Source organism: Cyclobacteriaceae bacterium (genome assembly GCA_025808415.1).
Classification (GTDB): domain Bacteria; phylum Bacteroidota; class Bacteroidia; order Cytophagales; family Cyclobacteriaceae; genus UBA2336.
Window position 1 is genome coordinate 2,737,232 of record CP075525.1, and the last position, 11,849, is coordinate 2,749,080.

Annotated in this window: 12 protein-coding genes and 1 other RNA gene; 5 read left to right on the top strand and 8 right to left on the bottom strand. The window is 44.6% G+C overall.

The window, feature by feature from the left end:
- Nucleotides 1-110 precede the first annotated feature (110 nt).
- Nucleotides 111-293, bottom strand: coding sequence for a 30S ribosomal protein THX (locus KIT51_12380; protein ID UYN88581.1), 183 nt, complete (start codon nt 291-293; stop codon nt 111-113).
- A 129-nt stretch (nt 294-422) separates the two neighbouring features.
- On the opposite strand from KIT51_12380, the gene KIT51_12385 reads away from it, so the two are divergent.
- On the top strand, nt 423-890 hold the full coding sequence (locus KIT51_12385; GenBank protein UYN85669.1) for a hypothetical protein: 468 nt from the start codon (nt 423-425) through the stop codon (nt 888-890).
- Here KIT51_12385 and KIT51_12390 read toward each other — a convergent pair.
- On the bottom strand, nt 874-1,416 hold the full coding sequence (locus tag KIT51_12390) for a GNAT family N-acetyltransferase (protein UYN85670.1): 543 nt from the start codon (nt 1,414-1,416) through the stop codon (nt 874-876). The genes KIT51_12385 and KIT51_12390 overlap by 17 nt on opposite strands.
- Nucleotides 1,417-1,437: 21 nt before the next feature.
- Here KIT51_12390 and KIT51_12395 point away from each other — a divergent pair, with 21 nt between their 5' ends.
- The 4 genes from KIT51_12395 to KIT51_12410 all read left to right on the top strand — a co-directional run bounded on the left by KIT51_12395 (nt 1,438) and on the right by KIT51_12410 (nt 3,276).
- Nucleotides 1,438-1,680 carry a hypothetical protein gene (locus KIT51_12395; protein ID UYN85671.1) on the top strand — a complete coding sequence of 81 codons (243 nt, stop codon included), beginning with the start codon at nt 1,438-1,440 and terminating at the stop codon, nt 1,678-1,680.
- Between the two features lie 57 nt (nt 1,681-1,737).
- Nucleotides 1,738-1,835, top strand: an RNA gene (gene ffs, locus KIT51_12400) — signal recognition particle sRNA small type.
- A gap of 54 nt (nt 1,836-1,889) precedes the next feature.
- Nucleotides 1,890-2,546 carry a fructose-6-phosphate aldolase gene (fsa, locus tag KIT51_12405; protein UYN85672.1) on the top strand — a complete coding sequence of 219 codons (657 nt, stop codon included), beginning with the start codon at nt 1,890-1,892 and terminating at the stop codon, nt 2,544-2,546.
- A 19-nt stretch (nt 2,547-2,565) separates the two neighbouring features.
- Nucleotides 2,566-3,276, top strand: coding sequence for an ATP-binding cassette domain-containing protein (locus KIT51_12410; GenBank protein ID UYN88582.1), 711 nt, complete (start codon nt 2,566-2,568; stop codon nt 3,274-3,276).
- On the opposite strand, the gene KIT51_12415 is transcribed toward KIT51_12410, so the two are convergent.
- From KIT51_12415 to KIT51_12440, 6 genes are all read right to left on the bottom strand, one after another.
- On the bottom strand, nt 3,277-3,804 hold the full coding sequence (locus KIT51_12415; GenBank protein ID UYN85673.1) for a hypothetical protein: 528 nt from the start codon (nt 3,802-3,804) through the stop codon (nt 3,277-3,279).
- Between the two features lie 5 nt (nt 3,805-3,809).
- A complete protein-coding gene (locus KIT51_12420; protein ID UYN88583.1) occupies nt 3,810-4,295 on the bottom strand; it encodes an RNA polymerase sigma factor in 486 nt (161 codons plus the stop codon).
- A gap of 107 nt (nt 4,296-4,402) precedes the next feature.
- Complete coding sequence (locus KIT51_12425; GenBank protein UYN85674.1) at nt 4,403-5,812, bottom strand: HD domain-containing protein; 1,410 nt, start codon at nt 5,810-5,812, stop codon at nt 4,403-4,405.
- A 104-nt stretch (nt 5,813-5,916) separates the two neighbouring features.
- A complete protein-coding gene (locus KIT51_12430; GenBank protein UYN85675.1) occupies nt 5,917-6,933 on the bottom strand; it encodes a type IX secretion system membrane protein PorP/SprF in 1,017 nt (338 codons plus the stop codon).
- The gene (locus KIT51_12435) at nt 6,930-10,631 is read right to left on the bottom strand and encodes a PKD domain-containing protein (protein ID UYN85676.1); all 3,702 of its coding nucleotides are present in this window, start codon (nt 10,629-10,631) and stop codon (nt 6,930-6,932) included. The genes KIT51_12430 and KIT51_12435 overlap by 4 nt, the downstream gene beginning before the upstream one ends.
- A 167-nt stretch (nt 10,632-10,798) precedes the next feature.
- Nucleotides 10,799-11,848 (bottom strand): type IX secretion system membrane protein PorP/SprF, encoded by a 1,050-nt coding sequence (locus KIT51_12440; GenBank protein ID UYN85677.1) that lies wholly within the window; start codon nt 11,846-11,848, stop codon nt 10,799-10,801.
- Nucleotide 11,849 lies beyond the last annotated feature (1 nt).

Here is an 11,849-nt window from a genome sequence, read left to right on the forward strand (position 1 = left end):
GGGCGGGCCTCTTGTTAATTATTTATTCACTAACACTAAAGCATAATCCTGCACCGATTCGAGTTGAACCTGTGCCACCACCATGCTGTTGTGTTAAACTTTATCATATCCTAATCAGCCTTTTTACGGGCGGTTTTCTTTGGTTTTGAAGCTTTTGATTCATCCTTTGCTTTTCCGACTTTCTTGGATGCCGCACGCTTCAAACGTGTTTTAATGGTTTTTTTGTTCCTGGAAACTCCATATGAGCCTTTCCAGCGTTTTCCCTTTTTCGATTTCTTATCGCCTTTTCCCATAGGTAAAATTTGTGAGGCAATTATAACAAAGGCCTTTTGATTTACAAAATTCAACTGGAACAAATCCTTTTGATCCCATAATATCATAACTTAACGTTGTTAAAATTGTTAGAAAGAAAAACGCTTACTATGGCTAAAGCTTCACTCCCACTAATCGATGCTATCCGCAAATCGGCAAAAGCTCTGGAACAAAGCAACGAATACCAATGGGGACATATGGGATCCTGCAACTGTGGTTTTCTTGCCCAACAGGTAACCAAACTTAAAAAGGATGAAATACATAGAAGGGCCATGGAACGCTATGGCGACTGGACGGAACAACTCAATGACTACTGCCCCACCAGCGGACTACCCCTGGATGAAGTTATTTCCGATATGATAGCGTTCGGCTTTGATGCCCAAGACCTTAAGCACCTGGAAACATTATCGGATCCCATCATATTACGTTCACTACCGCCCGAACAGCGCAACCTAAAGTATAACCTGAAAAAGGATGTTGTTGCCTACATGATGACGTGGGCTAACCTGTTGGAACAGGAACTTCTGAATAGAATAAAGTTACCGCAACTTCAGGAAACCCTTAAAGTGGAAGCTTAAAAAGGATGCAATCCTTGGGCTGGTTACCCTGGTTTATAAACCTGAACCATTTGGGCAACCGGGCTTCTTCAATTAACCCACACTTGTTCAGTACACGGACCGATGCCGTATTTTCGGCATCCACAAAAGTTCCAACCCGAAAGACTTCGGGCATAGCCCGTAATACAGAGAGTACTTTCAAGCTTGCCTCGGTTGCATATCCTTTACCCCATTGGGTCGGGCTTAAAATATAGCCAAACTGGATTTTGCCGTTTTCATTAATAACACCAAAACTCCCGATCAACCGGAATGAATCCTTTAATCGTATGGAGAAAGAGTAATCTGTTCCCGCTGTCCATGCTGCCAACGCATACCTTAAATAAGCCCGGGTTTCCGTTATGGACTGATGTGTAGGCCACGACACAAATTTTGTTGCCTCCCCTTTACTGGCATAGGTATAAAAAATTTCTTCAGCATCTTCGTACCTTAGGCGCTGCAGGGTAAGGCGCCTGGTTTCCAGCACTTCTGGCATCGCTAATCGTTGCATTACCCAAACTTAGGTAATACCATGGCAAAGGGACAAAACGTAGTCCATCAATATTTTAAAAAGCAGCTTGCTGACGGCCTAAGAATTTTGGTGAAGGTTAACCCGATAGAATTTACCGGAACAGAAATAACCCTGGGATTATCAGGTGATATGCAAGTTCGTAACCTGACTTTCGATGAGCAAATCTTTGACGATCTGAAGGCCGATGGGTTTGAAAATTGCAATCCCCTGGAATTCAATCTATACCTGTCAGGATTAGCTTGAAGTCAATTATCATCTTTAATCCTTGAATCTTGAATCCCGAATCCAGTATATTTGCCCCCGGCAAGCCGGCACGACCAGCTCCTGCTGAACTCCCCCAGGACCGGAAGGTAGCAAGGGTAGGCGGTTGTAGCGGTGCGATGTTGGTTTGCCATTTTTATTTTTTACCTACCCCCATTTCCGTAATTTTACCCTTAAACCACATTTGATCTATGAAGTTTTTTATTGACACGGCCAACCTGAATGAAATTAAAGAAGCACATGGCCTTGGTGTTCTGGATGGCGTTACCACCAATCCTTCCCTCATGGCTAAAGAAGGTGTGAAAGGTCACGAAAATATCAAAGCCCATTATAAAGCTATTTGCGAAATAGTGGACAACAACGTGAGTGCTGAGGTAATTGCCACCGACTATGAGAATATTATTAAAGAAGGAAAAGAATTGGCCAAGATTGATGATAAAATTGTTGTTAAGGTGCCCATGATCAAAGACGGTGTAAGGGCTATCAAGTATTTTTATAACGAAGGCATCCGAACCAACTGCACCCTTGTATTTTCTGCCGGGCAGGCCCTGTTGGCCGCCAAGGCTGGGGCAAGCTATGTATCCCCATTTATCGGCCGGTTAGATGACATCTCACAAGATGGCCTTGAATTGATAGCCCAGATCAGGCATATCTACGATAATTATGGTTACGAAACCGAAGTGTTAGCGGCTTCCATCCGGCATACCATGCACCTTATCAAGTGCGCTGAAATTGGTGCCGATGTGGCAACCTGTCCGCTTAACGTTATTACCGGTTTACTTAACCATCCGCTAACCGATAGTGGTTTAGCCAAATTTTTAGCCGATCATAAAAAGGTAAATGGTTAATGGTTGGTTTTACCCTGATGTGATGTTCTCCACCGATCCAGTAGTACGCGTAAAAGAAGCCAGCATTTTTCAGGAGCACAATACTGTGTTGGGCAACATCAATTTCGAAATCGAAAAAGGTGAGTTTGTATTTGTGGTGGGACGCACCGGGTCTGGTAAATCATCCCTGCTTAAAACATTTTATGCCGACCTTCCGCTGCGATTAGGCGATATTGAGATTGCAGGTTACAATATCCGTGGAATAAAGGCCGCTGAGATTCCGCTGTTACGCAGAAAACTGGGCATCATCTTCCAGGACTTTCAATTATTCCCTGATCGCACAGTAGCCGAAAACCTAACCTTTGTAATGCGGGCCACCGGCTGGCGCGACTCCAGCAAAATCAAAACACGGTTGCAGGAAGTATTGATAAAAGTAGGGCTTGGTTCGGTGGAAAAAAAAATGCCGCACCAACTTTCAGGGGGCGAGCAACAACGGGTAGTGATTGCCCGGGCACTAATAAACGAACCCGCCATACTCATTGCCGATGAGCCTACCGGAAACCTTGACCCTGAGGTATCTTATGGGATATTAAAAGTATTTCAGGAAATCAATAAAAGCGGAACGGCCATATTGATGGCTACCCATGATTACGGGTTAATAAAAAAAGCTCCTTGCCGGATACTGAAATGCGAAGATGGAAAGGTTATTGACTCCGCTAAGGAGCCATTTGAATTGACCATGGAGTACTGATTAAATGGAAACGTTGCGTTTCTCTACTTGCTCATCCTCCCCACCGGTTTCCTGATCGATCTTGTGCAGTTGTTGGTTCAGTAAGTCAATGCGAACCAATAAGTTTAACACCAATGCTTCCTTAACTTTTTTACTTGGCCTTACCCGCATTTCATCCTTAAGCACCTCGTACATGGCTTCCAGTTGTTTAAAGTCTTCCGTGAATCCGTTAAGCCCGGCTTCTGTACCGCGGGAAGCCTCGATCATTTCAACTTTATCGGAAATTTCACGAACATAAAATGACTCCACATCTTTAAACTCCCGCATCACTAAACGGTTGTCGCGCGATTCACCGTACCTGGAATATAAAAGAAATGCAGAAAGCCCCATAAATAAAACCGCAGCCGCACGCCAGAATATCAACGCACCAGTTGACGCCTGTTTACCAAACAACCGGCTTTCAATAGTATTCCATACCTTTGCCGATGGTTCGCGGTCATCAAATGCTTCACGGTTGGCGCGAATAAAATCTTCAAGGTTTTCTTTCATAACTTTTACATTAATAGCTCCCTCAACTTCTTTTTAGAACGGTTCAGTTGCGATTTGGAGGTTGATTCAGATATCCCCATAATTTCAGCTATCTCCTGGTGGTCGTAACCTTCCAGTAAATATAGCGACAACACTGCGCGGTAGCCATCGGGCAGCGACTCAATGGCTTGTTTCACACGACCAAGCGTCAATTCAGGACGATAAATTTCATTTGCTTGCTCATCCTCAACATCAAAATCATCGTCTTCCGGCATCAGCTCCAACTTCCTTCGCTTTACTTCATTTATTGCCTTATTAACCACAATACGTTTCAACCATGAGCCAAAAGTGGCATCACCACGGTATAGCTTCAGGTTACGGAATGCACTGATAAATGCCTCTTGCAGCACATCCTCAGCAGCAGCCTCTGCCCCAACAATCCGATAGGCCACGTTGTACATTGCTCTTGAATACAATTTATATAGCCTGTAATGCGCTTGCTGGTCGCCCATCTGGCAACGCTCAATAAGATCGTGATGAATATTCAGGACGTCCTGGCTCAACGTAATGGGTTTCCCATGAAAATAGACAATTCAGCTACCGGAAGGTTGCACGGAGGTTAATTTTCCACTAAGCCCTTTTCCAGGGCTATTTTGCGCATTAATGCCAATGCTTCCTCACGTTTATTGGGTATTTCCCCCTCAAGGATAGCCTCTTTGATCCGGTCTTTAATTTCGCCAACCACCGGTCCCGGAGCAAGGTTAAAAAACCTGATAATTTCATCACCGGTAACGGGTGGCTGGAAATTACGGAGGTGATCCTTTTCTTCCACCTCCTTCATTTTCTGTTCTACCAAATCGAAGTTCTTTAAAAACTTATCTACTTTCACCATGTTTTTCGAGGTGACGTCAGCCCGGCAAAGTTTCATCAGGTCATCAATATCGTCACCGGCATCAAACAGCAATCTACGAATAGCCGAATCGGTAACTTCTTTTGCCAATGGGATAGGCCGCAAGTGTAACCGCACCAACTTCTGCACTTTCAGCATTTTTTCGTTCATGGGCAATTTTAACCTACGGAATAACCCGGGCACCATACGTGCACCCTTATCCTCATGACCATGAAATGTCCAGCCATGTTCTTTGTCATACCGTTTGGTTTGGGGTTTAGCAATGTCGTGAAGGATAGCCGCCCAACGCAGCCACAAATCATCCGAAACTTTAGCCACATTATCCAATACCTGAAGCGTATGAAAGAAATTATCCTTGTGGGCCCGGTTGCCCACATACTCCACACCGTGCAGTAAAATCAGCTCCGGGAAAAATATTTTCAACAAACCGCTGTGGAACAACATTTTAAATCCATACGAGGGCACCGGGCTAAGGATTATCTTGTTCAATTCATCGGTAATCCGCTCCTGCGAAACGATCTTCAGGCGTTCAGCCTGGCTGATCATGGCCTCAAAAGTGTATGGTTCAATGTCGTAGTTCAACTGCGAAGCAAACCTGGCCGCACGCATCATCCGCAATGGGTCATCAGAAAAAGTAATTACCGGGTCAACCGGTGTACGGATGATTTTCTTTTTCATATCGGCAACACCCTCAAAAGGATCGATCAGGTTACCGAAGGTTTTGGCATTCAAACTTATCGCCAGGGCATTAATGGTAAAGTCCCTGCGAAACTGATCATCCTCAAGGGTTCCATCCTCAACAATGGGTTTTCGTGAATTGCCCCTGTATGACTCCTTACGCGCACCCACAAACTCAAGGTTAAAATCCTGGTAAGGAATGTGAGCCGTGCCAAAGTTTTTATAAACATGAACCCCAACATCAGGACCGAGCGATTTTGCAACAGCCTGGGCCAGTTCAATACCACTGCCAACACAAACAAAATCAACATCGTTGGTTGGCCTGTTCAAAATCAAATCACGCACAAACCCCCCAACCACATAAGTTTCAAGCTCAAGGCTATCAGCCGTTTCACCTACTTGCTTAAAGATGGGATGTGTTAACGAGGAAGCGTAATTCATGTAAACTTGAAAACTCAAATTTACAGATAAAATCAGCAGTAACCGACTTCATACAGAGCAGCACTACGAACAGGCATATCCGGGCAAATGACTGAAAACGAAACTCAGTTTTTAGTAAAAGTAGGGCATGGAATCAGCTTCTCCTTTTTCCTTGTTTTTGTATTCGGATTAGCCGCTAACCGCACAATCAAGGCCAGTTCATGCGCGCCACCACCAATAGGGCCCAATTCAGAGATGGTCAGGTCATAACTATAGCTGACTTCAATTCTCTCCATTTGAAATCCAAGTACAACCACAACGGCATCCTGACTTATATTGTCTTTAACATTTTGCTGGATGGGTATCCCCCTGTACCAAAAACCTAAAACGACAGGCTCATACAAAAAGTAAGTTCCTATATCCAACTGGTCGAACATGCCCTGCTTTTTATAAACAAAAGATGGCATGATGGCAGCCGAGCGCTCACGCCTGAGCATGCCATCGTACAAGGGTATGCGAATGCCACCGTGCAGCGTTGTTTTGATTGGTATTGTGGCTTCTTCATCAATTAGCGAACGGTTGGGTCGGTTAAGGTGAGCCGCTGAAAAACCTAACCAAAGCATACGGCTATAAATCAACGCACCGGCACCAAAATCGAAATAGGTTGAGCTTTGGATGTTGCTATAATCGGCACTGGGTGGCAGGTTGCCATCACGGTCAAACTCCAACTGGTCTCCAAAAATCAGTTTGTTAAAGTCGATATTCCTGTTTCCAATGCCAAAGTTCAGACCGGAGGACAGCACAAACTTATCGGACATCTGCACCTTGTAAGCATATTGAAAGTTGATCTGCGTAGAGCGTAAGCCTGCCGTACCTGCTTTATCTACGGTAGCTAAAATTCCAATACCGCTGTTCAGGTGATCGAGACTATAATCATACGAAAATGCATATGTAACATAGCCTTGTGTAATGTTAGGCCATTGGTTACGGTGGTTGGCAATAAAGCGGTGATCGGTGCTTGTGCCACTAAAGGCTGGGTTTAGGTAAAGTGGTGCTGCATAGTATTGTGAAAATTCCGGATCCTGCGCATAGACCATGCTGATCAATAGAAAAAAAAGTATCGTTACTATATTTCTCATCACCGTATTAAATGGATATCCCCTACCCGGGTAATTACATTCCCGTTCTCATATTTAGCCGTGATCTTATAAACGTAAACATCCTGCGGACATAGTTTGCCCTTGTAGTATCCATCCCAACCCACATCGGCATTTTTAGTCTCAAACAAAAGTTCGCCCCACCGGTTAAAAACCATCATTTGAAATTCGGTAACACCCCGCATTATCGGAAGGAAATAATCATTGCGGCCATCACCACTACCGCTCCCGCCTAAACCGGGCGAGAATGCGTTAGGTATAAGAAGTTGGGCACCCCTCTGAACGCGCACGGCAGAAGCCAACGTTGTCGTGTCAGAACAACCGTTGGAATTTGACGCTACCAGTTTAATGGTATAATTACCCTCTTCATTGTAAACATATACCGGCTCCCGCTCCGTTGAAGTACCTCCATCCCCAAAATCCCACACATAACTGCTGGCGGCTAAACTCCTGTTGCTGGTGTATAATTTATCGCCCGGTATGTACAAAACTGTGGGTGCCACGGCAAATGAGGCCACCGGGCTTTCAAACACTTCAATAATGCCTGCTTTTATTAAGGTAACAGTATCGCCCAAAACATTGGTAGCGGAAAGCGTTACCGAATAAACCCCAGGTCTTCGGTAGGTATACACAGGGTTTACCTCGCGCGATGTACCTTCACCCGTACCAAATTGCCAAAAATATGTAGCTGCATCGGCAAAACGCGAAAGGTTCGTAAACGCAACCGTTAATGGGACACAGCCGGCAGGAGGATTAAATGAAAAATCAAGTATGGGTGGTATAGGATTAATCGTAATCGTTACAGCCTGTTGTTGAACACAAACATTATTTTTAACCGTTAGGGTAATGGTGTATGTTCCGAATGTTGCATAGGTTTGTGATACTGGATTAACATTCGTTGATGTTGTTCCGTCACCAAAATCCCAATGGTATTCCCAAGGGCCCGGTGTGGTGTTGTTTGTTATAGCAACTGTTGCATTTGGTAGTGTTTGATTGAGTGGTGTCGCTGTAAAAGCAACAATAATATTATCAAAAGCAGGAACCACCACCGACTGTGTAGTGGCAGGGCTTAAGCACCCGGCAAAGTTTCGGGTTTGAAGCGTTATATGAACGGCTTGTGCACTACCGATCCTGTTAAAATCATAATTTAATATTGCCAGTGTTGATGTTACACTGAATACAAGAGAACCATCGATGGTCACGGCCCAGGTGTATTCGGGCAAACCCTTTTGTTGTGCTTCAAAACGCAACCGCATTGAATTGCAATCAAATTGAATCGTATCAATGGCGAAATCAGATACCGGCACCGGGTTTATACGGATGATGCGTGTAGAGTCGCGGTAACACCCTGTAGACAATGTTGTTCGCAAGGTAACCTGGTAATCACGAATTAACTGGCCGGTGTTAACGAAGTTGTACGTAAATGCTGGAACTGTTCCAGTGCTGATGTCATCCAACACCCCACTGGCATCACTTACCTGCCAACGGTACTCCGTTGGATTGAGTGATTGAGTTTGGTTATCTACTGTGAAATTCACCGACTGGGGCGAGCAATTGGAATTAAACGGAGAGTAATTTGTGGATATAAACCCAGATTGAGGGCCCGGGAAAACAATAATGGTGACCGGTGCAGAAACCTGCTCACAACCGTTAATGGTTACAGTTCTAAGTCGGACTGCATAAGTTTTATTTACCGTATTAAAATTGTTGAAATCGCGTATGAACATGTTTGAAAAGCCTGGATCAGTCGGCCGTTGAAAAGCATCAACCTGAAAGCCAGAGCCTTCGTCAATCTCCCATATAAACCGATCGATGCCATCCGGTTGGCCGGCAATGGATGTATTGGTGAATGTAACCCTTAGAACACTACAACCTGACGTAACATCAGGAGTAAACGATGAAACTGGTAACGGATCAACGTGTATTGTCTTTGCTATTACGGCAGAACATCCACCTAAATCAGTCGTAACACGTAGCGCTACCTGGTATATTCCTGCCCCTCCAAAAGTAAAACCAAAGGTTTGTTGATTGTCAAGCGTTGGATCTTTTGAAAAAGTTGTACCATCATAATCCATGTCCCACTCCCATTGCACAAGTTGTTGACCAGCTATAGGTGTAAGTAATGAAGTATTTACAAAGATTGTTTGTTCGCCTGCACAAACACGGGTGGCTGTAAAATCGGGAACTGGTTTATTCAATACCCTAATAAAAACCTCATCCATACTTTCGCATGAAGTCATATTATCACGAACAATCAATCGTGCACGATAAATACCAGGATTGATATACGTTTCATCAAATGGCCCAAGTTGGGTTGAGGAAAAGCCGGTGGCTGGCTCCCGTCTGGTCAATGCATTGTTTTCATCAAAAAATTCCCAACGCCATTGCGTTGTAGGTGTAATCAAACCAACGGAGGCATCTACCAAACGAGCGTTGAATAAAGTAAATGGAGTATTGGATTCCTGACAAAAGTTTGGCGAAATCAGGTTATTGTTCACATCCCGTATTTCAATGCGCGCAATAAGGGATGGTGATATAGTGATAATGCGTTCAAAAACCGCCTCGCAGTTTCCGGCTGCATTTGTATCGCGCACACGTAAGCGAATTAATTTTTGCCCTGCGGTACCATAGCTAAACATGGGATTCCGATGTGCGCGGGTTGCTAACGGGGTACCGGTGCCTGTATCGTTATCAAAAAACTGCCAGGTGTAAGCAAAGTTTGCCCCACTTATAAAAGGTGTCTCATTGTCGAAGTATATATCATCGCCTATGCAAAAGACAGCTTGAACAGAGCCAGAAGCATTGCCGAGACGGGTCAGGAAATCCGGTTGAGGTGCGGGAACGATCACAATCCTTCCGGTAACAACCTGTGGCATATTGTCGCCATTTACAAGGTTACCGTTAACCGGATTGAATGGGTTTCCATCGGTCAACACATGATCATAAGGGTTGCATTGGTTCCAATTCTTAAGCGTGACCTGAAATTCCCTACCCACATCAGCAGGAGTCGTTACCGGTACATTGATCATTAAACTTTGAAGGCCAGGCGCCAGCACCGGATAAATGGGGTTGGTGTTGGGTGCCGGATTAAGATAGGGAAAAGCACCAGGCAGAATAGTGTTTATCCTAACGCCCGGTATTTGGTTTACCAAGGGGCCCGTTCCGTAAAGCCATTGAATCCAGCGTGCTTCGTTGTTTTCGCGTGTGGCACGTGGGTAGCAATTCCAGTCACTGTTATCCGTAAAACGCACATCGGCAGCAAAGCCTGCGCAAACCCTGAACTCAGTTGGGTCAATGGAAATTACATCATTTGTCCACACAACCACCTGGGTTTGAATGGGCACCACGCTTCCTCGTGGGTTACAACCATTTGCTGCATCTATGGTAACATCGTAACCGCAATTTACTGGCGAGTTAGGGTAAGTATGTTGAATGATTACACCCGTTGCATTGGTTTGGGTGTATATTTCTTCGGGTGTACCATCACCCCAATTAACGAAGTACTGAGTACCCGGTACAGATGACAAATAAAGTGTTTCAATGCGAACGGTAAACGGGGCACACCCCCGGCTACTGGTAAGAAAGGCAAACCCAGGCTCCATAATCTGCCCGCCACATTGAGCCTGTACACCGTAAATGCAAACAAATAAAATGAAGTAAAGTAAACCCGATCTCAACACCATCTCTAATCGATTAAAAAAACCGATTAAAGCACAAAGCCATAAACAATCATCGATTAATGATCTACATCTTCAAAAAGAAACCCTTCAGTATTGCTGAGGGGCTATTGAAATCGACCAATGGAGAAATAAGCAAACAAGTTACCGTAATGCCACGATGAAAAACACCGCTAGTTCCAGAAACCTTCTTTGCTGTTGAATGTGGGGCAAGGGATAAGCCTGTATTTCTGTTTCACGCTGCGTTGAACAGGTTTGGTAGAGAATTGGTAAACCAGGGAAATCTCATGAGCCCCACCCGAAGTTGTCTGGAGTTCAGAAACGGTGAAATCGTAACTATAACCAATGTTCAGGTTTTTCATGTAAAGGCCCAATTGAATAATGAGGGCATCGCTGGAAATATTATTGCTCACGTTTTTCTCCCAGGGTTTTCCGCGATACCAAATACCTACAGAAACCGGATCGATATGATAATTTAAACCGGCATCAAGCTGGGAAAAGGACTTGCCCTGCCACCGGTACATGATCGAGGGAGTTAAATAAGAAATGCGGTAAGAACTGGAACGGAATGTCCCATCTGAAAGATTAATGCGTAAACCCGTATGTACTGTTCCTTTCATAGGCAACCGGCTTACATCACCGAGCACCGAAAGATTAGGCTGGTTCATATGGTGAAAGGCTGTACCAATCCAAAATGAGCGGCTATACAACAACGCACCGGAACCAAAATCAAAATAACTTTGCCGTCCGATCCGATCCTGATCAGGGTCAATTGAATAATATTGACCATCGCGTTCAAACTCAAGTCCATCACCTAAGCGAAGACGGCTGCGATCTATTCCGTTTGTACCGTATCCAAAATACAATCCGGGTGAAAACACCCAGTTATCTGTCAGTTTTACCTTGTAAGAATAAAGCAAACCGGCAGTGGTTGTTCGCCAACCGGCCGAACCCATCTTATCGGTGGTAGCTAAGAAACCAAAACCACTGCGCAATTCATCCACAAAAATATCATACGAAACGGCATAAGTCGCGAAGGCTTGCGGCAGGTTTGGCCATTGTACGCGGTGGTTAATGGCCACACGCTGCTGAGGTGTAATACCGGCAAAACCAGGATTAAGGTAAAGCGGTGCCTGGTAGTATTGTGAAAACTGAATGTCTTGCGCCTGAAGCGATACAAGGCTAACCAAGCCAATAACCAAAGTCGAAAAAATTAATCGCATA

Excerpts from the sequence above, each read along its gene's own strand:
- KIT51_12380 (UYN88581.1), bottom strand. The coding sequence starts at position 293 with ATGGGAAAAGGCGATAAGAAATCGAAAAAGGGAAAACGCTGGAAAGGC.
- KIT51_12385 (UYN85669.1), top strand. The coding sequence starts at position 423 with ATGGCTAAAGCTTCACTCCCACTAATCGATGCTATCCGCAAATCGGCA.
- KIT51_12390 (UYN85670.1), bottom strand. The coding sequence starts at position 1,416 with ATGCAACGATTAGCGATGCCAGAAGTGCTGGAAACCAGGCGCCTTACC.
- KIT51_12395 (UYN85671.1), top strand. The coding sequence starts at position 1,438 with ATGGCAAAGGGACAAAACGTAGTCCATCAATATTTTAAAAAGCAGCTT.
- fsa (UYN85672.1), top strand. The coding sequence starts at position 1,890 with ATGAAGTTTTTTATTGACACGGCCAACCTGAATGAAATTAAAGAAGCA.
- KIT51_12415 (UYN85673.1), bottom strand. The coding sequence starts at position 3,804 with ATGAAAGAAAACCTTGAAGATTTTATTCGCGCCAACCGTGAAGCATTT.
- KIT51_12420 (UYN88583.1), bottom strand. The coding sequence starts at position 4,295 with ATGGGCGACCAGCAAGCGCATTACAGGCTATATAAATTGTATTCAAGA.
- KIT51_12425 (UYN85674.1), bottom strand. The coding sequence starts at position 5,812 with ATGAATTACGCTTCCTCGTTAACACATCCCATCTTTAAGCAAGTAGGT.
- KIT51_12435 (UYN85676.1), bottom strand. The coding sequence starts at position 10,631 with ATGGTGTTGAGATCGGGTTTACTTTACTTCATTTTATTTGTTTGCATT.
- KIT51_12440 (UYN85677.1), bottom strand. The coding sequence starts at position 11,848 with ATGCGATTAATTTTTTCGACTTTGGTTATTGGCTTGGTTAGCCTTGTA.